Raw genomic sequence first — 26073 nt, 5'->3', positions numbered from 1 at the left:
AAGCGGAGAGGCTCGTCCGTTCGTGTCAGTGCCAGCAGTAGCAGACCATCGAAGAGCCAAGGAAGCGTATCTGAGCTTTCACGCGCTGAAAGGGGGAATTCGATTATCGACATAAGCGAAGCGTGCGCTCGAAATTTAGGCTGCTCCGACCGGCTGACGGTCTGGTCCCTTCAAGAACTTGCCCGAAAGCGAACCTCGACCGACCTACATCGATCGATAGGAGCAGAGCGTTTTACACCCTGACCATCGAACTGGTCGATCGTTTGGCCTCCGTCTTGGCGGCTGAGTTGCTCAAAAAATCCTGGCAATCTGGTCACCAAACTCGAGCGGCTGAGGATGTCACGGCAGGACGGGAATCGGGACGATGATCACCGCTGGCGAGCTAGACTACCCCTCCGGACATCTAAACGCGGCCGCATTTGAGCAGCCCGTCGTCAAACAGGGTGAGGTTTCAGCGAAACGACCAATCGGTGGATTGCCGGCCAATCGCGATCAGATTGACGAGGCCGCGTTGCGGATTGCCGGCCCTCGCTCTGGCCGATCGCGCAGGACATTCACAGACTGCTCGCCGCCTGTGCCAGCGCCCACATTCCTGCCGAACGCCAGTGTGCTGCAGGTCTTGGGCTTAAACAACATGAGAGTTCAGAGGCGGTCTCCGGTCTGCTCGGCCAGGAGACGGTCGTCTTCAACACCGCGGCCCGTGCGCTCTATTCGGAGAAGTCCGGCCCTTGCCGAACAGCATGTGGCGCGCCCTCTCCACAGGACGAGTTGGCAACCTGCCCATGAAGCAGCGATGAAGTGCGATCGCTATACCTCAGTCTTGGGTCAAATCACCAACTTCACCGAAGGCAGCGAGCAGTCTTGGCGAGCTCATATCACCCGTTTCGCTGTCGACCATCACGGAGTAGGCTCCAACACCGAGGGATCTGGCCGACATTGCAAAAGCGATCTTTTCCGCAGATGTCCCATTCGAAGCCTGTCGCATCTCTCCTGGGATCAAGCCAGCTCGATTGCGCTTGAAAGGAACCACAATGAATTTCTCGGCCAACGACATCGTTAATCCCTTGTTGTCCATCTAGTTGATTGAGTTGAGCGCTTCGATTTGATCGTCCAGTTCACGCACGCGTTCCAAATATCGTGGTCGAAGCGGATGATCCTCTGCCAGGCTTTCGAGTTTTGACAGCGCAAGCTGACGCTGGTCTCTGAGGAGCTTCAACCGACTCATTGGGGCCTCGACTTGTTGCTGCCGAGCCATAGCCGAAAATCGGCCGGAACGCCAATGGTGTTCTTTATATGTTCCGATCTCCTGGCCCGCGTGGGTTCTCTCGAAGTATGGTCCTGCTCGGTGAGGCAGGAACCGTCAAGCAACGCGGCTTGCGCGGCGCGTCCATCTATGAGATTTCCCGGCACGTCCGACGCCTTCATCGTCACGCCATAAATCCCTGGCAATCCAAGCCGCTAGAGGCCGGGGCTTTTGTCCTGGACCATAAGGTGACAGGGGCCGGGATCACCTCGTGCTGCGGTGCCGAAATTCGAGAAGATACCGCCAGCCTGAAGCGTGGGACATAACGGTCGATTTTACAATCAAGTTTCGAGAACGCGCCTCTGTCGATCGATTTCGCGGTTCTATCCCACCTGCCCGAGACGGTCCGATCACATGACCGACCCCTTGCCGCCGTCGGTTTCTCAGCTCCGGGGTCGCAGATGCACTACTGGGCGGTGAAGAACGTCAGCAGGACCTTACCCTTATCGCCGAGCAAGCACACGAACCTGTCCGGCTTTCCCGTCTTTTCCTTCCGGGCAATGTAGGCCTCTCCAAGAATGACGGTTTTCACGGCCACATCCTCGACTTTGGTATCAGACTTGCTGATGGCGAGGCTCTCCATATCCATGACAAGATCAGTGATCTCCGGCGAGCGCTCCCGAAGAGCGAGAAGGCCTGTGTTCTTGCAGGCATTGACTGCGGGATCCTCAACTGCCTGGGCAGACGCGTTTTCCGCAAGAAGGACGACAAGGACGGCGGTAACGGCGAGTGTTGAATATTTCATAATGCATCTTTCTGAAAAAAGCCCGCGACCGGCGCGGGCTTGGTGCGGGAATGTGTGTGCTCGAATGTGGCTATGCCCTGTCGACGACCTTTTTCACGGCATCCTTGGCGTCGCCCTTGGCGACCTGGGCCTTGCCCTTGGCCTCTTGCAGGGAACCCTTTGCCTGTTCCTCGTGATTATCAACGGCTTTACCGACGGCCTGCCGCGCCTTGCCGGCGACCTCGTTCGTCGTTCCCTTAATCTTGTCTGCTGTGCTTCCCATAACAGTCTCCTTCGTTTGACAGGAGCGAAAGCCCCGAAACCGTTATTCGTTCCACGCGTGAAAGCCCCAGGCGGTATATCTTCGCACGTCCAGAAGTTTTTGCCGCCGCATCCGATAGCGCCATCAGATAGACTGCCCGCTTCCAGTCGCTTGATGATGCGTGCAGCCGTTCAATGAAATGCTTGATATGGGGACGGAGCCTGCTATGTTCCCCTTCTGTTTCGGCATAAAACTCTCGATGAGCGCCGCCAATCCCATTGCGATCGCCGACGGCGCCATGAACGATATGAGCTCGACCCCAGTCCGAAAAATCATCCATGTTGACATGGATGCCTTTTATGCCTCGGTCGAGCAGCGCGATAATCCGGAACTGCGTGGCAAGCCGGTTGCCGTTGGCTATGCGGCGGTTCGCGGCGTTGTGGCGGCGGCAAGTTACGAGGCCCGAATTTACGGCGTTCACTCGGCCATGCCGTCGGTGACGGCGAGGCGCAAGTGTCCGGAGCTGATTTTCGTGCCGCCTCGCTTCGAGGTTTATAGGTCCGTATCGCAGCAGATCCGTGCGATCTTTGCCGAATATACGTCTCTCATCGAGCCGCTCTCACTCGACGAAGCCTACCTCGATGTCACCGACAATCTCAAAGGCATGGAAATTGCGACCGAGATCGCGTCGGAGATCCGCTCAAAGATCAAGCAGCTCACCGGCCTCAATGCTTCGGCCGGGATTTCCTACAACAAGTTCCTCGCCAAGATGGCAAGCGACCTCAACAAGCCGAACGGCCAGGCCGTCATCACGCCGAAGAACGGTCCGGCCTTCGTCGAGCAACTCCCCGTCAAAAAATTCCACGGTGTCGGACCGGCAACCGCTGAAAAAATGCATCGACTGGGAATCGAGACCGGCGCCGACCTCAAGCAGCAATCGCTCGAGCTTCTCACGGGGCATTTCGGGAAATCGGGACCGTATTTCTATGGGATCGCCCGTGGCATCGACAATCGCCAGGTAAAGCCTGACCGGGTGCGAAAATCCATCGGCGCGGAAGACACGTTTTCGCACGACATCCATTCCTACGAACCTGCGCGCGAAGGGCTTCAGTCCCTGATCGAAAAGGTCTGGGGCTACTGCGAAGCCAATGAAATCGGGGCGAAGACCGTGACACTCAAGGTCAAATATGCCGACTTCACCCAGATCACGCGCAGCAAGACAGTTCCGGCAGCGCTGCCGGGGATTGCCGATCTTGAGGAGGTAGTCAGCCTGCTTCTCGCGCCAATCTTCCCGCCGAAAAAAGGGATCCGTCTGCTCGGCGTATCGCTGTCTTCACTGCAAGGGCGAGCAGCTCTCACGCAACCGCAGCTGCGGCTGGCGCTTTAGACGGCGAGCTTTGTCTGACCGGGAGAGGGGTTGGGAAGCTGGCTCCGGGGTCAGGCGGCATATCTGCGATGATGAGTTGCGGAGGTCACAATTGCCGGATGTCATCTTCGAGCGGCGGAGAGCCGGCGTCAAATCGCATTCATGGTATGCGAAACAACATTACTTGGCGAAGACATTGGAGATGGGCCAACCGGGGGCTGCTGACTGCGCCTGTACCACTCTCCCGCCCGCCTTTCGTCGTCGGCAAGGGTCGTGGGCTATTGTAGAGCAAGATCGCGGAAGGCGGCTTCGAGGTTTACCGACTTGATCGACGCGATAAGATCTGGCACGAAAAGGGCGTCATCGCTGAGACTTTATCTTGCTCTCTTTGCTGTGCAGCGGATAGTGCCGGGGCAAGGCTGGCAAAATCCGCGCGGCAGGCATCCTAAGCGGCTGAGCAGCACGACGTGAAGCTGAAAGAACTTCATGATTGGTAGAAGACGCTTTTCGGGCGCTCTTCATCAAATCATCTATTTTAGCAATATCTCACATAATGACTTTCGTACGATCTTCTCCCATGATACAATTGCGGCTGTCTAATGACATCTCCAGCCTAATGAAACCCGCTTGTTTCCCCAAGCGGGTCTTTTCTTGCGTCGTCGCAGCACAGCGAACGTCAGCGAGCGAACTGCGCGCCTCCTCTTGCCGTCACGACGGATGAATCCATCTCGGTTTCGTTCTAGCTAGCGGAATTACCCCTCGTCTGCGCCTCAAGCCTCGCCTGACGAAGCCTCTCGGTTTTCAGTGCGCGCAGCCGTCGTTCCTCCTCGAGCATCTGCATGGCAACCCGCGTCGTCTGTTCCCGAGCCTCTATCCACGCCCGCTGCGAACTTGACTGTCGTTCTTTCGGTATCCGATCATCCATTTTAATTACCCACCCACGCGTTTCGAAATCCGTCGGCCTTGTGCACTTCGATGCGAACCGAACCCCGCGAGCATGGCAGTGACGTGTAGTGCACACCTCCCGGGGTCGAGATCACGCCGGACGGGTGGGGCGCTCGACTGCCACTTCGTTGGCCACAGGAAGAAATCGGAAAAATCCCCGTGTTCGCCATCTCCGTCACGTCCGATTGACACGGCCGCGATCTCGGGATGGGCAATGAGCGACGAGAGAAGTGGTTCCCTTGGCCAGAGGCTTGGTCTGTTAGCGGACGCTCACGCCAGCCTGCAAAACACGTTGCGATCGGCTGTTTCGGGTAGGGATAAAGCAGTTGGACAATTGAGTCGCGACTCGAATCACGGAGTATCGCATCATGGCCGGGAAAACATTCCATCGGGATCGCCTTCCCCGATCAGAAACAAGTGGTCGTTAGGGAGGCCGTTGAGGAGATGATAGGAATGATGATGTAGAGCCGCTGGCCCAAGGTGGCTAACGATACGACATTTCGATACGCTCTTGCCACGTGGGTTCGCGGGCTCTCCACGGGAAGTCGGACATCATTAAAGCCAGGAACACCTTTCTTGTCGCTTCAGTCGCGGCCGGGCTGAAGCAATCGGTCAAGAATTGTTTGAGTTTCGCTTGTCTAAAAAATCAGACGTGGCCTCCATCACATCCGAGTATGATGCAACGGTCAGTGATATCCGCTGCGGCGAGCAGGCCTTCCCGGATCTCATGGTGCGACGCTTTCCCGGCAGACGATGCCCGTGAGGTCACCCCAATGACCGCATCATGCCCGGTGCCGACGACCGGTATCCCGGTGATACCCCTCAGATCGCGGATGGTGGCGATTGCCCGGAAGAGCAGGCCTTCCGGCCTTCTGCGCGAAGGTTATCGAGGAGTTCGCGGAAGGCCGGCATTCAGACCAGGCTCGCAGCGCCTGACAGCCGTTCGGACCATATATCGTCAGCGGACGTCGGCTCAAAAGAAGGGGTCCGAACAGATCGAACCGAAGTCGTGATGGGAGCAGACATGCTCCGCAGCTAACAAGGCATGCCTCGTATGAACTTGTCAGCTTGGCGACCGTCTCAGGAAGTCCGGTACGTCTTCGCACCGCGAAGGGCAGCGACCCCACCAGGATACGAAGATGCTTCCCGCCATTGCCGCCGCTAGGTGTGGGCCGAGGCGTTTAGACCCGAACTGCCCTGCGCTGCAAGTCGAATGCCTGAGAGGCTCCGGGTTAGGCTCCCTTACTGCGAGAAAGGTTGCCGGTTTCCGTCTTCACGAAATAGTCGATCTCCGATTGCGGAAATCCCGCCAGCTACCGGGATCCAGAGTTCGGTCCCTCCATTGCCCCAAGGACTTTATTCGTGGCTGCGGAACATTGATCCTTCATGGCCGTTCGCTGAGCAGACCAACGGACGGAGGAAACAATGGCAGGCATTTACAACGAAAGCGCTCCCGCCTTTTCGAGCGGCGCTGCGAAAAGCAATCTCACGGCCTTTTTCGATTCTCGCGCCGACGCGGAGTCGGCTGTCGAGCGCCTGAAGGAAGCTGGCGTCACTGATGCCCGGCTTATGCCGGGATACGAAGCCGATGGTGATAAAGCCAATGTCGGCAGCGATGATCGCGGCGGCTTCTTCGGTGCGCTTGCGGACTGGTTTTTGCCGGACGAAGATCGCGATGTCTACGCCGAGGGGCTGCGCCGCGGCGGCTTCCTGGTATCGGCATCCGTCGACGACGCAACCTACGACACCGCCCACGACATTCTGGACGATCACGGTGCGATCGACATGGACGAGCGCGCGGATCTCTGGAAGGCGGATGGCTGGACTGCCCGACAGGCGAACGTGTCTTTCCCGGATTCGGGAAACCAGCAGCGCTCCATCGGCGACACTGAACGCGAGCAGCAGGCTGACGCCTCCCGGGACGACACCTTCGCCGTGGACCCGGCAGCAAATCCGGGCGTCGGATCCTACAGCCGCAGCAGCCGCGCGACATCGCCGCGGATCCGGTCCTACGCCCTCGCAAGGGATTTACCCGACGACCTTCGGGACGACGTCCTTCCTACCGGACACCAGCGCGACGTCTCCGACAGCGACACCGGGGCCGATCGCGAGATGAGGCAATCCCAGGAAATGGATGGCCTGAAGCAGGATCAAAGCTTCCCGCGCGGCCGTTGAGTTATAAGCGGCCCGTTCAAGAACTGCTTGGAGGCGCCGCATAAGCGTTGGTGAAGTCACGCGTGCTCACAAACTGGGCGCGCGTGCGGAAACAACCGCGTCGATCACGTCAAGGAAGAACTAGGCGACGTTTCGAAGAGCGCCCAGCGGCGTCTTCGGATTTCAAGGAGGAAGTTACATGGACAGGTCCATAGATGCTGACTGCATGAAGACTGCGTCGGAGCAAGGCGACGTTTCGGCCGCTGCTATCAATTCGCGGGTAAGGGCGAGATTATGGTTGATCGCGCCCGCAATCGCGGTGCTGATGGTCATAGCAGCGGGGTCCGCAGATGTATTCTAGCGCGCCAGCACGAGCTGGCCGCTCCGACGGAACAAGCCGCTATGCCGTTGGACCGGAACCCGAAGGGACTTGGCGAATATTGGACACGATGACCGGGTTGCCCGCTGCCACGAATGGAAGAGATTTAGTAGGCCTCCAAGAAATCGACGCCCTTGAGATAGCGGCGGAGTTGAATCGATGCGAAGAGAGCGGTTGTCCCAGTCCCTTGCTTTAGCCGATCACCGGAGGACAAGCACATGCGGGCGGGCGCCATGGACTGACTGCAATGGTCGGCATTACCAACTCGCCCAGGAGCACGGTTCCAGTCGTCAAGAGCGAGGTTTTGCAGAAAATCGCGCACGGAGACGAAGATGAAAATCTTGCGATCATGGCAGCCGAGCTTACGCAATTTCGGTAATGCCCGCTTTCGATAACATGCAATCAGGCTCGAGCGGCGGTTCACAACCAAGGCGCCGCTATCTTCCGATGGACTTACCCTCGTGGTCTGCCGCTTACGTCCGCAAAGCCGCTACTCGTGCCCGCTAGATCGACCCACCAGCAGATCTACGGCGGAACGATCAAGTCCGAATTTGGTTTAACCCACATACCAGATGCCAGCGGAGGCCATCCATGTGGGCAATTCTGATCGGTGCCGCACTCATAATCGGCGGACTTCTTATTCTCTTTTCGTCGGCACTTGGTCGAAGACCCAGTGATCTGCATCGAACGCCGCAAGGCGGCAACACGCTAGAGCCACGGCGCCAGGGTCTCAGGTACCTCGGAATATCCAAAAACTGGCCAGGACTAGCCATTATCGTGGTCGGCGCAGCTCTATTGGCTGCCGGGGCGTATTCATGACGCTCGACAGGGATTGACCGTTTAAATACCTCCAAAACAGCTTCAAATAATACCTCATCCAGCGCATTCACGATGTGCTTTGCGAATTCGGGTCGACGCGTCTCGAGCAAGTCACCTAAAAATGCCCGCCGAAGCGGACAAGGTTGGGGTGTATCCGCGGCGTACGCCTGAGCGCAGGCTGTTGAGGGAAGTGCGCTGATATAGCGGGCCCGGTATCTTGGTGGTGAGCAATCTTGTCGTGTCCGGCAGCAGGGTCGTATAAGGCGCCATGACGTCTGATTCAAAGATATTTGTCGGACTGAGACCGACGCGAAAGAAACCGGCCGACCATCGCGAAACAAGTGGCCCAAAATGCCAATGGGACGGATGCGAGAAACAAGGCACGCATCGCGCGCCCGTGGGAGCGGATGCTGAGGGGCTGTACCTGCTGTTTTGCCGTAGCCACGCGAAAGAGTATAGCGAAGGCTACAATTACGTGACGAAACTGTCGAACCCTGTCACGGCCCGCTATCAGCGCGAAGCGGCAAGTGGCAGCCGCCCTACCCGGGGCGTTAGAGTCAATCACGCTTCTGAAACGCCCCTCCCCTCCTCCATTCGCTCCGGGACCGCGAAGACGATCAATGCCCGAAAAAACGCGGCGCATGGCAGAGCGGCAAAAGCGGCCATTCAATCCCGCAAGCTTAAGGTGCTGGAAGCAAAAGCATTCGAAACGCTCGGTCTCTCACCGGACGCTACGCCGGATGAAATTAAAAGCCGTTACAAGCAGAAGCTCAAGATGCACCATCCCGATGCAAACAATGGAGACCGCGCGTCAGAGGAGGCGCTTCGGGCGACGATCGACGCTCATAAAATCCTAAAGCTCAATGGCTTCTGTTAGGTGCGATATACACCCCTGGTGGCCGATGTGGAGACCATTCGAGCGGGTTGGCCGCTCGGGGCCGCAAGCTACCATCGACAGCACCCGATTGGGCCAGTAGCCGTCAATCTTCGCTTATCGAAGCGCACTCAGTTCATTCGCGTGAACGTCTAGAGTCCTTCAAAGCTCATCGATTATCCGCCGTGAGGAGAAAGATCACCACCTGCGCAACTCGCCGGACGGGACAGGATCATGCCTGTCAGTACGCTCTAAATAGATCGCCCGAGGCCGAGAAAAACAAGTCAAACAATAGAGATAAGCGCCACTGAACTTTTTGATAGCCCCTGGGTAAGACCTTGGTCCCACGCCGGTTCTCCTCAAAATATTATTCTAAACGACTGTCTATTCGGCGAAGTCGAAAGGAAACCCACGGTCGTGGGCTTCGACAACACTTGGTAGGCACCAAGCCAAATCAGAGGAGCGTCAAGATGACATGCCTTAAAGAAAGAAATCTGCCACGCAATACCGCGCGCAGACATTTTCTAGGTGTTGCCGCTGCCGCCGGTGCCCGGCTTGCCGGCGTTGCGGCATTGGCGACGGCAATTTCCACCTCTCCCGCGAATGCGTTGGGGCGCCGGTGGGGGCGGGGCGGCTCCGGTGGACATGGAGGCTCCGGCGGACACGGCGGCTCCGGTGGACATGGAGGCTCTGGCGGAAGCGGTGGCGGCGGCAGCGGCCCGCAGTGTTTCCTGCGTGGGACGGCGATCCTCACGGATTGCGGTGAAAAGCCCGTCGAGGACCTGCGCATCGGCGATCGCGTTGCCCTTCCGGACGGGAGCACCCGTCCCATCAAATGGGTCGGCCGCCAGGTCTTCAAGAAGAGCGGCGCACGCTGGCATGAAGGCGTCGTGCCGATCCGGGTTTCCCGCCACGCGCTGGATAGCCGCACACCACATTCCGATCTCTACCTGTCGCCAGGCCATGCGCTGTATCTGAACGGCGTTCTGATCCGCGTGAACGATCTCGTGAACGGTACGACCATTGCACCGGTCACCCCGGCCGACGACATGTCGATCGAGTACTATGCCGTTCTGCTCGACACGCATGAAGTCATCCTTGCCGAAGGTGCCGCGGCCGAGACCTTCCATCTCCTGGGGAGCAATCACGAGGACTTCTCCAATTTTGCGGAATACAAGCGCCTCTACGGTGAGGAACGTGCTGCGATGACATCCTATGCACCGGTGCTGGGCGAGGAAGGCGGCTGGAAACACTTGAAAGCGCTTCTCCTCCTTGGTGCTTCGCCATTGGTGCCGATGCGCGATCCATTCGGGGATGCCTGCAAAAAGATCGACGCACAAGCCAAAAAAAGCAATGGGCTGGACAGTTTCGCATCTTTACCGTCGAGGTGAAGCCAACCCGCAACTGAGCACGCCGAACATGAAACCACGCAGCTCGTTCGATACGGCAAGATCGTCTCCGTAACGCGTGCCCCGCGATGCTCGACAAGTGGTCGCTATACGAAGCGCGACGATTCAACCGCGATCACGTGCCCCGGGTGGCGACTGTTCTTGTCGAGTGTCTTGAGCTCCATCTGCGTTCACCTACCTCGCGGTCTGGCCGGCAAACCCCTAGCAGAGCAAAGGACAATACGGCGAGATATGCGAGCGTCGTCCTGCCCTGACTGCGGATCGCGCATGTTCTCCGCCGGTGAGAAAGAGGCGGGAAATCAAGCTTGGCGTGCTGACAGTCGGCCAAATAACTGGCGCGGCGACGAATGCGTTTTATAATTTTCCCTGGCTCCGAGCAGAAAGCCGGAGCCCGACCTTCACCAACAAGTGCCAATCTGGGGAGGGACATCTGTCGCTGCCGGAAGATGCAATCGATACGGTGACGACAGGGGTCCGGGATTAGTGCCCCGCACGTCACGTGCCCGTCGACCGCGATGTCGGTCGCACGGCGATGTCAGAGGCGCTCCGGTCGCTGTAGAAGTATGCGGATAAATCAGTTCAGAAACGCTCAGGCCCAAGGCGGACCGACTGGGACCGGTCCGGGCAGCACGATTTCGCGGTCTGCGCCGCCGCCGACCCGGCACATTGCTTTGGCGCTAAGTGGGCTCGGGACGCCTGGACGTCTCCTATCCGCGCATCCGGTCCCGCCAATCCCGCACGCCCACCGGCTCGATGCCGTATTCGGCCATCAGCTCTGCGGCCCGTCCGCTGCGGAAGAACTCATATTCTCCTGTCCGGAAGGCCGCATCGCTCGCCATGCGCTCGATCTCGCCGGGTGCATTGAAATGCAGGGCAAGCCAGCTCACGCCTTCGGGCACGCGCGAGAACAGGTCGCGGTAGGCCGCCTCGATGCCCTGCGGCCACGCCCAGGGCGTTTCTAGCTGCAAGTCGACAATCGGATTCCCGCGCCGCCGCGCCCGACACGATGCTGCGTCGAATTCCGTCGTCGTCACGGGACCGACATAGTCCATGACGGAGAACGTCATGTAGTCTTTCATCATGAGGATCGGCAGGCGGTAGTCGGCCCCCAGCCGCTCGTAGACGGCAACGAACTCGGGCATCATCGCCGTACCCATATGGCAATCGAGGTGGGTCACATCGATGCCCGCAGCAAGCGCGGTGTCGATCTGGGCGCGCAGCTCGCGCTCCACCGCCGCCGGATCGGCGTTGCGGCGCACGTCGGGCACTTCGGCCCAGAAATAGCCGTCCGCATCGGTGAGGCCCTTATCCGATACACCGGTCAATGGACGCCAGCGATAGGGCTTCATGTCCGAGTTGAGGGTCAGGTGCACGCCGAGATCGAGCTCCGGATTGTCGCGGGCGATGGCAGCGATTTCCGCAAACCACGGGCACGGCACCATCACCGAGCCGGCAGTGCAGAGCCCCAGGCGAGTGAACTCGAGGAATGCGGTATCGGCGCCATGGCTGACGCCGACGTCGTCTTCATGAACGACAACGAAACGGGAAACGGATTGCGAGGACATTCTGGTCACCCTTTCTCGCGGGCCGCCGCGACATGCGGCAGCTTCATCGAGTTCGGGGGACCAGGCGCCGTAACGCCAGATTCCAGGACGCTTCTGCGACGTCCCTTTTTCGCTCCAAGCGTGATTTTGCACCCGCAGGCGCCGGCGTGCAAGTCAAAGGGGGCCGGGACATGGGGCCAAAGGCACATTGAACCTGACCGCCACGCTCACAGCTATCATCAACGACCATGAGCAGAGAACCAGATTGAGGGCCCTCTGCCGTGGAACTATCCCTCAGGATGATATGGGCCCAAAAAGGCTCCAACCCCGCCCAAAAGCTACCTTCCAAGACATCAAGATCGGAATTGCTTCGTGAGCCGCCAAATTGCCCAACCCAGCCCCTGTCCCAGAAGTCCACCACCAAGCACGGGGACCAACAGGAAAGAAAGGAACAACCCCGCTAGTCCGATCATGGCGGCAAGTCCCTTCACAGAGTCGCTGGTAGTGCATACGTCGCCCCAGGAGCATCCGCCGAATGCTGTCATTGCCGCATCTATGAGCAGGACCTTGATCATCAGCCACGTTTGTCCGGCTCTGAACTTGTCTTTCGCAAGTTGCCAGTATGTCAACGGTGCGCTGAAGAGGATTACCGGTGCCGCGGCGAACGAATATGTCTTGAAGTCGCCGAAATCCATGAGACCTCCAAGGAATTGATCTCGCAAACCCTATCGAGCGCAATTAAAGAAATCGGAAAAAATTCCACCGCTTTCTGGCGCGAGGCGGCGTCCCGTTATGGCGGTGAGCCTCCAAACTTTCTAACGCATTGTGATCAAGGCGCGGCCAGGCCAGCGCTTGCGGAATGACGCTGACTCAAAGCGATCATCGTCAAAGGGGGCATCGCGCGCCAACCCAAGGGAATCTTTGCGAATTGCTACCGGCGCTAACCCGGTTAAGGTAGCATTCAGCCCGGTAGAAAACTTACGAGCGCGCTGGACAAGACAAATGCGGGACATCGAAATACCGACGGAACGCACGATCATCCGCCCCTTCGCACCAGAGGACGCAGGCGAGGTATTTGCCTGTATCTCTCCTGAGATCACGCAGTTCACGGCCTGGGAACCGCCTCCGACCGAAGAGGCTTTTGCCGAAGTGTGGGAAAACTGGCTACCTGCTATGGACGAAGGATCGGAGCTTACGCTCGTCCCCCGCGGTCGCGACGATGGTCGGTGCCTTGGCATTCTCGGCGTACACGCCCTTCAATCCGGGACACCCGAGCTTGGAATCTGGTTACGCCGCGACGTGCATAGAAGAAGGTTTGGTCACGAGCTGATCGGCGCCGTGGCGAGGTGGGTGAGCAGGATGCATCCGGTCCGGTATTTCGAGTATCCGGTGGCCGAGGAAAATCTGGCCAGCAGGCGGATTGCAGAGGCCTATGGCGGCGAGATGCGAGAACACCGCCAGAACAATAAATACGACTGCGTCGTCTATCATATACCGCCGATCCTGCCGTAAGTCCGATCGCCGTTTGCGCCGTCGACGCGAAGAGCAATCCGCTGAGCATCACCGGGAAAGACGTGCGACGAGGATGCTGTCTGCAAGCGAGGCGGAGTCTTGGACTCGAGCTTTTAAGACGACGCCACCATCTCTCTCATCGCCGTCATGACGATTGCAGGATTGTATGGCTTTCCAAAAAACCTTCCTTCTACCGGAAGAACCCTGTCGCTCATCTCCCGATGACCTGAAGTCACGATGATCTTGATCGGCGGCCATCTGTTGCGAACGGCGGTCGCAAGCTTCAGCCCGTCCATACTTCCCGGCATATCGATGTCCGTAAACATCAGCCCTATCTCCGCGTGGGCCTCCAGGACGGCGATCGCTTGATCAGCATTTTCGGCTTCGTATACGCGAAAACCCTCTTGTTCGAGCGACAATGCTATGTTCATGCGAAGAAGTGTTTCGTCCTCCACGACCAGAACAGTGATCCCGTTGTAGTCCATGCGAAACTCCGACGGTGCTGTGCTCAGTTTTTTACTATAGGCGTAGAGTCCGTAAACGCGCTCGGAACACGAACGATCCACAAGAAGACGTTAAATTTGGATGTTTATGACGCTTGCGTTCCCGGACATACGGCACAGCGGGTTACCATGTGGCTAGCCGGCGCAGTGGACCGGAAACATGGCATTTGAAACCTCCACGGGCGAAACTGATCTCCGGCGTCGACCCGCACAATGACCCGAGTGCTGAGCGAACATATCGCGTGCCATAGCCTTGCCGGCTTGGCACTGAGACTTCGGGGCCGTCGCTTTCCGCCCAATCCAGTGTAAACACTGGCTCGTCCGTTTCGCAAACGTCCCACACGATGTCTACTGACCCCTCCCCGTTGGAGAGGGCTCCGTATTTGACAGCATTGGTAATGAGCTCATGCAGACAAAGAGCAATTGTCGTCGCCGCGTCCCGCCCCACCGCGATCTCGGGCCCTCGAACGTTGATCCGACGCTTCGTTCGGGTGTTGTAGGGCGCGACCGTCAGCTCGACGACAGAGGAGAGGAAGACGTCCTCCCCGCCTGCCTCGAAGACCGCGCTGTGCACATCCGACAATGCCTGAAGGCGTCCCTTGAATTCCGAGGAAAGCCCCTCAAGGGTGGTCGCGCCTCTTTGCGTCATCTGGAAGATGGAGCTGACGCTTGCCAAGATGTTCTTGATCCGATGATTGAGCTCGAGACGCAGCTCTCTTTCACGATCGATGGCATCGCGAACCTGACGCTGACGCAAACGGACGAGCAGGTTTGACTGAATGCTGTTGACAAGTTCCAGCTGAGCGATCGGTCGGGTATGAAACAATAGGCGCGAACCGGACCATGCGCGTTCAAGCTGAGTGCGAATTTTGGCGATGGATGCGGCTCGTTCAAGCAGTACCAGGATGGGAACTTCTGACCAGTCGGGCTGCCCCGCGAGATGTTCACTGATGCTTGCCACGATCTGTGGGTTCAGCGCTTCGTGGGCGATGACGATAACGCCCGGCGACATAGCGAGGTGATGGGCGACATCTTCGCTTCCGCGTAACGCCACCACCTCGACCCTTTGCTCCCGAAGCAAGGCAGCAATATAATCGGCGTCCTTGCGGAAAGGGGCGAGAACGAGCACCCAATCAATTTCACTTTCGCACGGATGTCCGCTCATTTCGGATCAGGAAGCGGATTATAGGCGACGACGCTGACGCTTCCGCTCTCGATCAGTAACTCCTGAACGTTGAGGTCATGCGGGCCATGCCGTTTTTTTACGACCGTGATGCTTCGGCGCAGCCGTACTTCGTGCTCAATGATCCGCAAAAGCAGAACGGTGTCGCCCAGAAAGCTGACATCGACGTCAATACCGACGTTTTGACCGAGCAAGCCATGCTGAGCGACAATCAACATCGTCAGCACGCCGGACCGAGCCAGGAATTTCAGAAGCGACTGGATGTCGCGCACTGCTTTTTCCCGATGCGGCAGAGAGTTTAGATACCCGGTTAGGCTATCGATGACAACGACACGGACCTTGTTCTCAGTGACCGCATCCTGGACGATTCGGCCGAATTCGCCGGGTGAGATTTCGTTCGGGTTGAAATCCCGCAGGATTAGCTTTCCGTCTTTGTGAAACTGCCGCAGCTCCATACCCAGGCCTTCGGAACGACGGAAGAAGGTTTCCAAGCGCTCTTCGAACAGGAACAGCGCGACACTCTCGCCGCGTTCAAGCGCGGCGGTGGCATAAAGAGATGACATTGTCGACTTGCCGGTGCCGGACTGGCCGATAACAAGCGTCGTGGTGCCGGCCTCCTGGCCCCCGCCAAACATGTCGTCGAGAGCCGCGACGCCGGACTTGATCAGTTGCGGCTTGGTGTTTTCCAATCCCGTGCTCGGCATGATCCGGGGAAACACCACAACGCCCTCTCCCTGCCGAATGGCCATATCATGGTATCCGTCAGCGACCGGAACGCCGCGCAGCTTGGATACTTCGATGCGACGGCGCACACCACCGTATTCTTCGAGCGCTTTGTCAAATCGAATGACGCCGTGCGCCAACCCTTCCACCTCCTCGCCGTTGCGATCGAACCCAGGCGTCTGCGTATCGAGTAACAGCGCGACCACGTTTCGCTTGGCCAGGAAGGTTTTGAAGGCGATCAATTCACGACGAAACCGTGGAGAATCGCCGGTGATCAGTCGGATTTCGAGAAGGGAATCATAGACGAGTCGACGGGGCTTATGCTTATCAATGGCCGCCTCGATTGCCTTGCGTGTTTCGTCAAGCCGCAAGTCAGAGGTCAAGAAAATGCTCTGTTCATCCGCTTCGTTAATGCTGCCTGAGGTTGTCAATTCTTCCACTCGAATACCATCGAGCGTCCAACCATGCGACGCAGCGATCGCCTCGAGTTCGGCAGCTGTCTGCGAGAGGGTCACATAGATGCAGCTTTCACCAGCCTCAACCCCCGCCCGTAAGAACTGGAGGGCAGCCGTTGTCTTGCCGGAGCCAGGCGCGCCTTGAATCATGTAGAGATTGGACGCCGGAAGCCCGCCACGCAGGATTTCGTCCAGACCCGTAATGCCTGTGCTAACAACGGCAGACTTCTTCTGTTTCGGCATATCTCTTCTTTCGAAACCAAATAGCGCAGACCCAGTTGGACCGTGCCTCCTCGCTCATGAGCCTCGTTTCAGTTATATTTGCGTTTGTCAAAACATCAATGACACCAGGACGCATCGGCCTCATGTCCGCCGGCCAGCCGGAGGACCGTCTGCAGGTGCGGCTGCTCGTACGCTCGACGCACCGGGCTGTCGCCAACAGACGTCGGGATTCGGTGCTACGAAAGGGCGATCCAGGACGTGCACGAGCTCTTGCTGGAGGGGAAAGGCGGCGGAGCCGGCCTATCTAGGCGTTTGCGGATCTGGCCGCTGCAGCGTTTGCCAGGCTCATGGTCGTGCCACGCCTCCATGCTATCCGTCGACAGTGCAAAGTTGCGGTCAGCTAAAATATGGTTGACGATACGGAATACCAAATTGCATTGGCGTTGATCAGGTCCGACATCTATCGTCCACTCTCCAGTTCCACCCGCAAATTCGGCTCTCGGCTTTATCGGCAGGTTCGGCGCTTCGGCGTTCGGTAGGACTTGTCGGGGATTGCCTGAAAGCCACCGTCTCAACCGATAGTGCTTGCTTTGAAAGTCTTAGGTCCGGCTTTCTCGTTTTCTGTCGGCTTCCGCCAAGGCTCGCGACAACTGATCCTGACTAAAAGGTTTTGATAGCCGGATCGCTCCGGAAACATCCTCGGCACCGCTCGGCAACTCCGCGTAGCCGGTAGCCAGAACGACGGGAAGCGCGGGAAAGCGGCGGCGAATTTCTTGATAGAGGCGTGCACCCGTCATCTGTGGCATCGCATGGTCGCTAATGACGACGTCGGGAAGCGGGCCTGCCTCGAGGACGGAAAGCGCCTCCTCGCCGGACGAAGCCTGCATCGTCTCCATGCCGAGGTCTTCAAGCAATAGAACGGTGTTCATTAGGACCAACCCGTCATCGTCGACGACCAGCACCGTCATCGGATGGAGCTCCTCCGATTCTGAGGATTGGACTTCCTGCGCGGGGACAGTTTCGGCATCGGTTTCATCTGAAACGGGAATCCAGAGCTCCGCTGTAGTTCCGGCGCCTTGCTTCGATCGGAGAAACAGCTTGCCGCCCGACTGCGCCATCAGGCCGTGGACCATCGGCAATCCGAGCCCAGTCCCCTTCCCGACGCCTTTGGTCGTGAAGAACGGTGTAATCGCGCTGGCCAGGGTCTGTGGGTCCATACCTTCACCCTGATCCCGAACTGCCAGACAGACATAGCTACCCGCGGCAAGCTCAGGATCTTGGCTCTCGGACACCGCCTCCGTTCGCGCGGTGATAGCTATCCGTCCTTGGCCAGCCATTGCGTCACGCGCATTTACGACAAGATTGAGAAGTGCGCTCTCAAGCTGGTTGGCGTCGGTTCTTGCCTCCGGAAGATCCGCCGAAAGGTCAGTCTCGATCACAATGCCGGGCCCGATCGTGCGCTGCATCATTTCGACCATGCCGTCGACCAGCTCGGCGACATTGACGGGACGAAGCTGAAGTTCCTGCCTGCGCGAAAATGCCAGCAGGCGCTGCGTGAGGGCCGCTCCTCGCTGAGCGCCCTGGATGGCATTTTCGATGAGGTCGATGACGTCCTTGCGTACAGCGCGCTTATGGGCGATTTCCAGGCTGCCCAGAATTGCCATCAGGAGGTTGTTGAAGTCATGCGCCAGCCCACCGGTGAGCTGACCGACAGCCTCCATCTTCTGGGCCTGGAAGATTGCCTCCTGGGCGGCCCTTTTTTCGCTGATGTCGCGTGTGATTTTCGCAAAGCCGATGAGACTACCTTGGGCGTCGCGGATCGGATCGATGATGACGTTCGCCCAGAAGCGCGTGCCGTCCTTTCGAAGGCGCCAGCCCTCGCGCTCGAAACGCCCCTCCAGTTGCGCAATTTGAAGAGCCCGTGCTGGCAGGCCATCGGCTCGATCGTCCTCGGTGTAGAAGGTCGAGAAGTGGCGGCCGACGATCTCCTTTTCGCTATATCCCTTGAGGCGCTCTGCACCGGGATTCCAACTCGTGATCATGCCTTCCGGGTCAAGCATGTAGATCGCGTAGTCGGTGATCGCTTCGACAAGAAGCCGATACCGCTGCTCTTCGTTGGCTTGGTGCTGGTTCAACTTCTTCGCCGCCTTGGAATGTTCCATCCGATCTATGCTCTGCGACCAAATAGGTGCCTGTGTTCCAAGTTGTATAGCCAAGCGCGCTGAAATCAATGGACGGTGAATGTGTTTTCCGGTGCCGTCACACTGCCGATGGTCACGAGCCTGGCTCGAACTCCACTCGTGCGTCTTTGTATGCTCTCGAGGAGTCAAAACCTGTCCGCGAACGCGAGTCGGTAAGCGTCGTCCGCGCACGTTTGATATCGGCGACCAGTGCCTTTCGTTTTTTCTACCAAGAGTCAGATAGCACAACCAGAGCGCTTACAACACGGACCTTGTTCCGAAATTCTTCTTACGTTGCACACCTTCCTGAATAGACGTCCACCCTGTTCTGGCGCAATCCTGCACTGATCGAGGGGTGGCTGCCAAAATGCGCCCTGCGCATATTACGAGGCCGTTGCCGTTGGGCTCGATGGCATGATGCATACGGACAGAGAAGGACCCTCAAGTCGCCTTAATCACCTTGCACTCCCAGATTGTAAGAGGCAAAGATCATCTTATCTACCCCAGTTCGAAAACAATGAAGCGTATCGGAGCTTTCAGCAAAGCGGCCGCACCAGAAGTGCGGGAAAGCGGGAATTCGCGTCACACGAGGGGCGCGAGGAAGGGCAGCCCCAGGAGCTTGCGCGTTGGCGCAAGCGGGACCGACTGCCCCGCGCCATCGTGTTCCGCTTTGAGGCCGAGCTCGCCACCGTCGCTATCCTCGCGATTCATGGTCGGCCCCTTTCCTCATCACCTGCCCGGTCGCAACAGCGATCGGGCGATATCGATGATGTCGTCGCGGCGGTCATATCCTCTCTGATCCAGGCGCGCCGAGCCCGATCTTGAAATCGACGCCTCCCCCGTGGACTAACGCAATGCAAGATGGTGCCCATGAGCTATGGATACTGCTGCGCGCGTCGCCTGGAACCTGCCAAATCTTCACTCTCGGCGGAACATCCCGCAGGAGAACCTACCTTGTGACGCTCAGGTCGATAGAACAGTCGTGAAGGTTTGGAAAGAGAAGAGCGCAAGAAGACCTGAAGCCGGTGATGGCTGCGTTGATGGAGTGTTACGCCTCATCCCACGGTGCTTTGATCGACATGGTACGATCTGAGCGGGCGGCTTTCGGCGGCCATCCACGACGCACAATCGAGACTGTTTCAATCGGTCCTTTCTGCGCCAGTGGGCTCTTCTTCGCCACGGCCCAGCAGATGCCTTTGAATGTTGGGAACGAAAACCTCCACAGGGGCTTTAAACCTTCGGAGGATTAACATGAACGAAGAAACTTTTGCACAGCTCACCTCAATCAGCCACCAGCTACAGACCAGATCCTACGAGCTGTCGCAGGCGGGCAAGGACCATGACGTAGCAATGATCATGTCGGCGCTGGCTGTGACAATGGATGCGGTTAGATCTCTCGGTGAAGACTTACGCCAACTCACAGGCCCAAAGGGCTTGGGAGCCGAAGGAGAATAGGCGCATTCCTTCATCGTGCGGTTTCCTGTTTTTTGCGCGTGGACCGGTGACCAGTCGAGGAGAAGACTTCCTGACAAGCAAAAAGGCCGCTGCTTACGCATACGGCCTCAAGCACTAGAGAAGTTGGGGCTTCTTGGGGCTTCGGTGGCATCCTCCCACGGGCTAGACCAGTTTGGCAGGGGTCTCTTCGATCTCGGATGCTCTTCGATCCGCAAGTAACGAGTTCAAAGCCTGATGTTCCGGGCCAAACGGCCGCTGATTCAAAAACGAATTCACAGGGATTGTCGTTTCATGGCCACCTGACGATGGATTGCCGCGGTGAACGACTACTTCTCTGTCGGTGGCAGTGTCGAAGCCAAGAAACCACTGATCGCCATTCGTGCTTGAAGCAAATTCTCTGAGTTTTTCCACGTCGATGCTCCTTCTGAAGGTAGAAATAGAGCGCGGATCGGGAATTGCGATGAAATACTTTGCTTCGGCTGCAAGGATCACCCCTTGGCAATCGCGAAGTGTGCCCGGCGGGGGAACTTCGACGCCTAATCCATGTTGTACTCGGCATGACCGAAACAGAACAAAAAGCCAGCGGAGGGATGATCAAGTTCGTGCTGACGATATTCGTCATCGCGGTCATTCTTGCTGTAGCGTATTTGACTTTTTTTACTCCTGGCGAAGTTGAAACCGACCCGAAGGTACCCACCGTACGCGAAGGCGGCCAAGAACCATAACGAACGATGGTTCGAGCTATGGGATCGGCGTCGGACCGGGCGCCGTTCTCGACCCGACCGTGTGCGACAACATCACGATCGGGTTTGCCTGCGGGTGGGCGACGCGCTGCTCAAATCACTACCTCTTTACCGACTTACGTGATGATCGTTACTGGCGCTTTCAGACGAGACGGCGCTTAATCCGCTCGGCTTACTTAGCTCTGGTGAATGCTAGCCACGTTGGAACCAGACCAGCCGAACGGACGCGGCTAACCGCGACCTTGTAAATGGGCGTGGGACCGGCGCTTCTCCTTGCTGGTTCATGTGCCGCTCCTCACGCTCTGGGGGCGCTATCAGCAACCGGCAAGGCCCTTCTTGGTCTTGACCATATTCGCCGCTAGCGACATTTATTCAACCCACTTTGATGGGTTGAATAAATTGAAAAAATGCATTATTTGCACCATTGAAAGGGTCAATTAATGCGCCTAACGCTCCAAACCCATTTTGACGGTGAGTGGCATCACGCCGCGACGCTAGAACTCAAGGACGACGCGGCCGGCTTTCAGGGCGCGTCCATAGTTGACTACGATCTCGACTATTTCGTCAACGTGGCCTCAGCGGAGTTTGCGGCCGGAACGACGGTGCGCGACCATCGCGCCTTGTCCGTCCGTTACCCCGTTGATCTTGAAAATCGATATGGCAGCAGTTGGCCGCCTTTCCTTTTGGATCTCATGCCGCAGGGACATGCAAGGCGAAAGCTTGCCGAGCATCTCAGCCTTGCTGAAGGCTCGCGCGCCTCTGATCTCCCGCTGCTTTTGCGATCGGCAACGGGAGGCATAGGCAATATTCGCGTCAAAGAAGCGGCGGACGCCGAAGCGGAACGGCTGCGCGGTGTTGAGCGCCAAGGGGTGACAGAAGCGGAAATCCTTGAACGGTCAGATCGCTTCATGGAAGTCGCCGACCGCTTTGGAATGCTGGCCTCCGGCTCCAGCGGCCTGCAAGGCGAATGGCCGAAGGTCTCGATGACGCAGGCGAATGACGACCTCTATTATCCCGACAGCTTCGTGACTGATGACGAGGCTGCGCGCCACGTCATCGTCAAGCTGGTACGCAGCAATGAACCCATGGACCGCCTGATTCTTGAAGGCGAGGCCCTCTATTCGCTGATCGCTCAAGAAATCGGTCTTGATGTCAACGAACCCTCGACCTATGCCGAAGGCGTTCTGATCATTCCCCGTTTCGACCGGAAGAAGAGAGACGGCGGCGGCACCGTTCGCCTTGGTCAGGAAAGCCTCGTCTCGGCGATCGGCATTGCTGATTTCGGCTATGTCGGCACGCACGAAGCCTATATCGCCGTTCTGCGCCAATATTCGGCCGATCCCTTCTGGGACGTTGTGGAATACCTGAAGCGCGACATCGCCAATCTGGCGCTCGGCAATCCCGACAATCACGGCCGGAATTCGGCTCTCAGCAAGCACCAGGACGGCACGATCTGCCTGTCTCCGCTCTTCGATTTCGCGCCTATGCGGCTCGCCAAGGAGGGGATCGTTCGCTCCACCCGATGGGCTATGATGCGTGACGGCGGTCGCGATCATCTTCCCGATTGGAAGCGCATTTGTGCCGAACTGATGCCTGATCCTGCAGAGCACAAAACGCTCGCGGCTACGCTTTCCGAGTTTGCCGAACATCTGCGCCAGGCTCCGGCTATGGCGAAAGATTTGAAAGCGTCTCCGGAGATTCTGGACCGTGCGATGGAACGCTGCATCGCGATAACAGACAGCGTTCTGGCGGCGTGCCACTGATGCCGAAAGACAGCTAAATGGCTCGATGGAAGAAACCCACGAAAGAAGAGATTCTCGAAAACCGGCGAACACTTGCGGAGCGTGCTCGAACTGGCGACTTAAGGCTGCCTGAAGCGGTTGTCGAAATCCGTAAGGGACTTGGTTTGACGCAGAATGAATTCGCCAAGACGCTATCGCTCACAAGACGCCAAGTTGCCGAGATCGAAGCCGGGAGCGCGAACCCAACGCTCGAAACTTTAGTGAAAATTGGTCGATTGTTTGGATTTGCTGTGGGGTTTGTTCCAAAGGCGCAATGATGGCTGAATTCTCAGGTTCCGTCGAGCGTCCTGTCACGGCGGATCAAGCCTATCATGTCCTCCGAACTTTGCCGGACATAAACCTCGAGGTACCGCATCGCAGTTTCCTGGTCGCCAGCCATCGAATAGATGCACGCGGTGTTGCAGCAGGTGACGGGATCGTCGGGATCAAGCACCAAAGCCCTCCGGGTCCACGCGAAGGCTGCCGGCAGCCGTCCGAGATGGACTAGCGCAACGGCGCCGCGGGACAACGGTGCGGGATTTTCGGGCTGCAGGACCGCAGCCCGTTCGGCTAGTTCAAGCGTCAGCTGTGCCCAAACCAGTTTTTCCGATGTGGAGAGGTCGACTTCGCCGAGGACGAAATAGGGACCAAGATAGTCGTCGGGCCGCAGCTGCGCCGCCTCGAAGAAATGCGCCTTAGCGATCCCGTGCGCTCCCTCCATCCGGGCGAGAAAGCCTGCGAACAGGCGCGCCTCATAGCAGGTGGGGTCGATGGCAAGCGCCTTCGAATAAGCCGCCCGCCCCTCTTCGAGCCGCCCGAGACGCTGGAAAGCAAGGCCTTGCGTGATGTGGGCCTCGGCGAGACTCGGGTCAAGCGCCAATGCCTTGTCCGCCAGGGCAAGAATCGACTGCGGCGTCTCACTGCCCGCGAGCCATTCCAGAAGGACACAATCGCAAAGGGCAGCCGCCGAATGCGCCCTGGCGAAGGCCGGGTCAAGCTCTACGGCCTGCATGAACATCCGGCGGGCGACGAGCAGATATTCCTTGGACCAGTGGCGGGCGAGCTGCCAGCCGTGGCGATAGTAAGTATATGCTTCCATGTTCTCGGTGCGGGAAAGCTGGAGGGCGCGCCGGTCCTCCGGCAGAAGCTCCAATTCCAGATGACGCACCGTCGCCCCGGTAATCTCGTCCTGGATGGCGAAGACATCGGAGAGATAGCGGTCGAAACGGCCGGCCCACAGAATCGTGCCGGAGAGCACGTCGACAAGCCGGGCGGACACGCGCAGGTGCTCCCCCGCCAGCCGAACGCTGCCGTCCACCGCATAGCGAACGCCCAACGCCTCGGCGGCCTCGTTCGCGGAAGCGGCCGGCTCGGCGGATCGCGAAAGGGGAGAGATAACGGTCAACTGCCGGCTACGCGTCAGTGCCGTCGCGATATCCTCCGTCAACCCTTCGGCGAACCAGTAATGCTCCCGGTCGCTCGCCAGCGGCCGGAAGGGCAGCACCGATGGAAGGCTTTTCGGACTGGCGCGCCGGAAGCCGGCTGCGACTCTGAATGTTCTCGGCATCGACGATATAGCCACGGCGGGGTACCGTGCGATGAAACCTTCGGCCGCGGCGCCAAGCGCTCCACGAATATCCTTCAGGCACTGGCTTAGCGAGTCGTCGGTGACGATCGATGTTGGCCAGACGGCAGCAATCAGTTCTTCCTTGTCGAGGACCCGGCCCGGATTTTCTAGCAGATACCCGGTGACGGCGGGTGCGACCTTGCGGCTAAGAGCACCCTGGCGAGGCCACTAGTATGTCCCGGCTCTGGATGGGCCGCACGACAGAAGTCTGACGCGGACCAGATAGCTTGAACTGGGCCAGAAGCTCGATCAGCGATTCGGCGTCGCGGGCGTGACGGGCAATCAGAGACTGGAATAGGAACGGTCAGAAGTCCCACGGGCACAGGAGATCGAGACCCGTCGTTTCGAAATCCTTGAGATTGCGTGTGGCCAGGCGCCCGCCATTCACTCGCGCGACTGCAGCGATCATTCCATCAGGTGCTGACATTGCGCGCCCTCGACGAATCGCCTCCGCCATGATTTCCCCATAAGCGAGGGCGGCTTCTTCCGTCAGCCCAAAGATCCGATCGGCAAACCGACGACGCCACTCCGCCAGACCCTGCTCCAGACGATCGGCCCGCTGGTCGGGCCTAATCTTCTGGATACCGAAAGCGATCTCGGCGATTGTCACAGTTGGCAGCGCCAGTTCCGCATCGAACCGAACCAGCCAAGCCATGACAGCTTCGCCTGGAGCCCTCCTTAAAGTTTCGGACACGACGTTGGTGTCGAGAAATATCAAACCTCGATGCCTCGATGAGGATGACGGTTTTCACGGATCACGGCATCCAGATCAATGTCTGTGGCAGCTTGCGCGTTTACACGCAAATAGAAACTAGAAGCAGGCTCGCGCCCCGCCTCGCGGGTCTCGTAGGCTTCAAGCGCGCGTTCAACCACTTCGGCAATCGAACGATTTTCACGGCGCGCTAACCTGTGAGCCAGATCCCTTGCCTTTGAGCTTCGGACAGAGAGTTGTGGTGCGGCCATTTGTGGTGGTTCTCCTTTTAGCCAGATATAAGCCAACAATCGGCTGCCATCAAGATGGCGCCTGATGGCTTGCCGTCAATCAGATCAAGACATCCAAGCCCGGGCACTGCCGAGGCAGAATTGAACCACTGGATGCCGATGCCCTCTGCAAATCTCAATTGCGGCTCCACGCCATCACTCTGGGAAGGCGACGACGCTTCAACGGGGATCTAGAACTACGCCGCCAAAGCTCCTGCACATGGCCATACATCATCGGCCTACCTCATGGCACGTGAAAGGCCGACAGCCGCTGGCGTCGAGAAATTTGCCTTTGGCCGGGAGCATACGAGGACCACGCGCCTCCTGGATTGAACTGGATGACGCCGAGGTCGTTATCGGTGAGAGCACGTGTTTGCATTTGAGGAGCGGAACGCCATGTCCGATCGACCGGTTCGCTGGTCAAGGCCCTTGCGGCCCCGATCGGTATGGAAATAGTATTGGTACCAGTCGCGCGCCTCCCGATCGGGCGAACCCGGATTGACGGCGCCAACGATGTCCTGGCTGCTGTAGGTAGCCCCGGCGCTGGCCAGTCCCAGCCCCCTTTCCGGCCATAGCGCGGCAACAATGCAGGCGGCGCGGCCAGCCCAGTCGTATCCTCCAAGGATCGCCTTTTCGATCGACAGGCTGTCCATCAGTGCCAACAAATCGGCGCCCAGTGCCGCCTGCTCCCCGGAGCGCGGCGTTTCTTGCGACAGAAACCGGGTCTGGCCATACCCTCACAAGAAAGGCACGATGCAACGGTTTCCCGATGTCGAGAGGGTCATCGCAACGTCGTCATAGGGAAAGCCATGAAGCAGGATCGTCGGCATGCCATCCGCTGGACCTGACTCGTAATAGGCAATATTCAGGACACCCGCGGAGACAGGTATCAAAGCTGGTACTTGCGACATGCTCACCTAAAAGTCGTT

23 protein-coding genes and 2 pseudogenes are annotated in these 26073 nt (G+C 58.3%); 11 read left to right on the top strand and 14 right to left on the bottom strand.

What is annotated here, in order from left to right:
• Nucleotides 1–528 precede the first annotated feature (528 nt).
• Nucleotides 529–757 (top strand): annotated as a pseudogene (locus AB8B33_RS36580) (TraM recognition domain-containing protein); the annotation flags it as partial.
• Nucleotides 758–814: 57 nt separating this feature from the next.
• Here the strand turns inward: AB8B33_RS36580 and AB8B33_RS36575 are convergent.
• From AB8B33_RS36575 to AB8B33_RS36565, 3 genes are all read right to left on the bottom strand, one after another.
• Nucleotides 815–1054 (bottom strand): hypothetical protein, encoded by a 240-nt coding sequence (locus tag AB8B33_RS36575; protein WP_113186319.1) that lies wholly within the window; start codon nucleotides 1052–1054, stop codon nucleotides 815–817.
• Between the two features lie 655 nt (nucleotides 1055–1709).
• A complete protein-coding gene (locus AB8B33_RS36570; protein WP_113322049.1) occupies nucleotides 1710–2048 on the bottom strand; it encodes a hypothetical protein in 339 nt (112 codons plus the stop codon).
• Between the two features lie 70 nt (nucleotides 2049–2118).
• Nucleotides 2119–2310: a CsbD family protein gene (locus AB8B33_RS36565; RefSeq protein WP_113186274.1), complete on the bottom strand. Its 192-nt coding sequence runs from the start codon at nucleotides 2308–2310 to the stop codon at nucleotides 2119–2121.
• A gap of 277 nt (nucleotides 2311–2587) precedes the next feature.
• Between AB8B33_RS36565 and dinB the strand changes: the two genes are divergently transcribed.
• The 5 genes from dinB to AB8B33_RS36540 all read left to right on the top strand — a co-directional run bounded on the left by dinB (nucleotide 2588) and on the right by AB8B33_RS36540 (nucleotide 10217).
• Nucleotides 2588–3676, top strand: coding sequence for a DNA polymerase IV (gene dinB / locus AB8B33_RS36560; RefSeq protein WP_439019326.1), 1089 nt, complete (start codon nucleotides 2588–2590; stop codon nucleotides 3674–3676).
• Between the two features lie 2349 nt (nucleotides 3677–6025).
• On the top strand, nucleotides 6026–6775 hold the full coding sequence (locus AB8B33_RS36555; protein WP_439019210.1) for a hypothetical protein: 750 nt from the start codon (nucleotides 6026–6028) through the stop codon (nucleotides 6773–6775).
• A gap of 949 nt (nucleotides 6776–7724) precedes the next feature.
• Nucleotides 7725–7952 carry a hypothetical protein gene (locus AB8B33_RS36550; RefSeq protein ID WP_439019209.1) on the top strand — a complete coding sequence of 76 codons (228 nt, stop codon included), beginning with the start codon at nucleotides 7725–7727 and terminating at the stop codon, nucleotides 7950–7952.
• Between the two features lie 268 nt (nucleotides 7953–8220).
• On the top strand, nucleotides 8221–8829 hold the full coding sequence (locus AB8B33_RS36545) for a J domain-containing protein (protein WP_439019208.1): 609 nt from the start codon (nucleotides 8221–8223) through the stop codon (nucleotides 8827–8829).
• Nucleotides 8830–9296: 467 nt separating this feature from the next.
• Nucleotides 9297–10217: a Hint domain-containing protein gene (locus AB8B33_RS36540; RefSeq protein ID WP_439019207.1), complete on the top strand. Its 921-nt coding sequence runs from the start codon at nucleotides 9297–9299 to the stop codon at nucleotides 10215–10217.
• Nucleotides 10218–10942: 725 nt separating this feature from the next.
• Here AB8B33_RS36540 and AB8B33_RS36535 read toward each other — a convergent pair.
• Together AB8B33_RS36535 and AB8B33_RS36530 are read right to left on the bottom strand one after the other, a co-directional pair.
• Nucleotides 10943–11800 (bottom strand): polysaccharide deacetylase family protein, encoded by an 858-nt coding sequence (locus AB8B33_RS36535; RefSeq protein ID WP_439019206.1) that lies wholly within the window; start codon nucleotides 11798–11800, stop codon nucleotides 10943–10945.
• Between the two features lie 332 nt (nucleotides 11801–12132).
• Nucleotides 12133–12474: a hypothetical protein gene (locus AB8B33_RS36530; protein ID WP_439019205.1), complete on the bottom strand. Its 342-nt coding sequence runs from the start codon at nucleotides 12472–12474 to the stop codon at nucleotides 12133–12135.
• Between the two features lie 307 nt (nucleotides 12475–12781).
• Here AB8B33_RS36530 and AB8B33_RS36525 point away from each other — a divergent pair, with 307 nt between their 5' ends.
• Nucleotides 12782–13291 (top strand): GNAT family N-acetyltransferase, encoded by a 510-nt coding sequence (locus tag AB8B33_RS36525; RefSeq protein ID WP_439019204.1) that lies wholly within the window; start codon nucleotides 12782–12784, stop codon nucleotides 13289–13291.
• A 113-nt stretch (nucleotides 13292–13404) separates the two neighbouring features.
• Here the strand turns inward: AB8B33_RS36525 and AB8B33_RS36520 are convergent, their stop codons facing one another.
• The 4 genes from AB8B33_RS36520 to AB8B33_RS36505 all read right to left on the bottom strand — a co-directional run bounded on the left by AB8B33_RS36520 (nucleotide 13405) and on the right by AB8B33_RS36505 (nucleotide 18539).
• Nucleotides 13405–13776, bottom strand: coding sequence for a response regulator (locus AB8B33_RS36520; RefSeq protein WP_310388892.1), 372 nt, complete (start codon nucleotides 13774–13776; stop codon nucleotides 13405–13407).
• 142 nt (nucleotides 13777–13918) lie between these two features.
• Nucleotides 13919–14959 carry a sensor histidine kinase gene (locus AB8B33_RS36515; RefSeq protein ID WP_310388890.1) on the bottom strand — a complete coding sequence of 347 codons (1041 nt, stop codon included), beginning with the start codon at nucleotides 14957–14959 and terminating at the stop codon, nucleotides 13919–13921.
• The gene (locus AB8B33_RS36510; RefSeq protein WP_310388888.1) at nucleotides 14956–16398 is read right to left on the bottom strand and encodes an ATPase domain-containing protein; all 1443 of its coding nucleotides are present in this window, start codon (nucleotides 16396–16398) and stop codon (nucleotides 14956–14958) included. Before AB8B33_RS36510 ends, AB8B33_RS36515 begins: the two co-directional genes overlap by 4 nt.
• A 578-nt stretch (nucleotides 16399–16976) precedes the next feature.
• Nucleotides 16977–18539 (bottom strand): PAS domain S-box protein, encoded by a 1563-nt coding sequence (locus AB8B33_RS36505; protein WP_439019203.1) that lies wholly within the window; start codon nucleotides 18537–18539, stop codon nucleotides 16977–16979.
• Between the two features lie 1269 nt (nucleotides 18540–19808).
• Between AB8B33_RS36505 and AB8B33_RS36500 the strand changes: the two genes are divergently transcribed.
• Nucleotides 19809–20012, top strand: coding sequence for a hypothetical protein (locus AB8B33_RS36500; protein WP_439019202.1), 204 nt, complete (start codon nucleotides 19809–19811; stop codon nucleotides 20010–20012).
• Nucleotides 20013–20174: 162 nt separating this feature from the next.
• On the opposite strand, the gene AB8B33_RS36495 is transcribed toward AB8B33_RS36500, so the two are convergent.
• Nucleotides 20175–20423: a hypothetical protein gene (locus AB8B33_RS36495; protein ID WP_162748115.1), complete on the bottom strand. Its 249-nt coding sequence runs from the start codon at nucleotides 20421–20423 to the stop codon at nucleotides 20175–20177.
• Between the two features lie 146 nt (nucleotides 20424–20569).
• Between AB8B33_RS36495 and AB8B33_RS36490 the strand changes: the two genes are divergently transcribed.
• The 3 genes from AB8B33_RS36490 (at nucleotide 20570) to AB8B33_RS36480 (ending at nucleotide 22814) form a co-directional block, all read left to right on the top strand.
• Nucleotides 20570–20737 (top strand): hypothetical protein, encoded by a 168-nt coding sequence (locus AB8B33_RS36490; protein ID WP_310388880.1) that lies wholly within the window; start codon nucleotides 20570–20572, stop codon nucleotides 20735–20737.
• A gap of 458 nt (nucleotides 20738–21195) precedes the next feature.
• Nucleotides 21196–22518 (top strand): type II toxin-antitoxin system HipA family toxin, encoded by a 1323-nt coding sequence (locus tag AB8B33_RS36485; protein ID WP_439019201.1) that lies wholly within the window; start codon nucleotides 21196–21198, stop codon nucleotides 22516–22518.
• Between the two features lie 17 nt (nucleotides 22519–22535).
• Nucleotides 22536–22814, top strand: coding sequence for a helix-turn-helix transcriptional regulator (locus tag AB8B33_RS36480; protein WP_310388876.1), 279 nt, complete (start codon nucleotides 22536–22538; stop codon nucleotides 22812–22814).
• An 11-nt stretch (nucleotides 22815–22825) separates the two neighbouring features.
• Here AB8B33_RS36480 and AB8B33_RS36475 read toward each other — a convergent pair whose 3' ends face one another.
• The 4 genes and pseudogenes from AB8B33_RS36475 to AB8B33_RS36460 form a co-directional block, all read right to left on the bottom strand.
• Nucleotides 22826–24103, bottom strand: a complete 1278-nt coding sequence (locus AB8B33_RS36475; protein ID WP_439019200.1) for a tetratricopeptide repeat protein — start codon at nucleotides 24101–24103, stop codon at nucleotides 22826–22828.
• A gap of 364 nt (nucleotides 24104–24467) precedes the next feature.
• Nucleotides 24468–24881, bottom strand: coding sequence for a type II toxin-antitoxin system VapC family toxin (locus tag AB8B33_RS36470; RefSeq protein ID WP_310388863.1), 414 nt, complete (start codon nucleotides 24879–24881; stop codon nucleotides 24468–24470).
• On the bottom strand, nucleotides 24878–25126 hold the full coding sequence (locus AB8B33_RS36465) for a type II toxin-antitoxin system VapB family antitoxin (protein ID WP_113186312.1): 249 nt from the start codon (nucleotides 25124–25126) through the stop codon (nucleotides 24878–24880). Before AB8B33_RS36465 ends, AB8B33_RS36470 begins: the two co-directional genes overlap by 4 nt.
• A 440-nt stretch (nucleotides 25127–25566) precedes the next feature.
• Nucleotides 25567–26055 (bottom strand): annotated as a pseudogene (locus AB8B33_RS36460) (alpha/beta fold hydrolase); the annotation flags it as partial.
• Between the last annotated feature and the right edge of the window lie 18 nt (nucleotides 26056–26073).

The sequence above is a fragment of the Rhizobium sp. 768_B6_N1_8 genome, assembly GCF_051811225.1.
Classification (GTDB): Bacteria; Pseudomonadota; Alphaproteobacteria; order Rhizobiales; family Rhizobiaceae; genus Rhizobium.
This window is presented reverse-complemented; position numbering and strand designations above follow the sequence as displayed.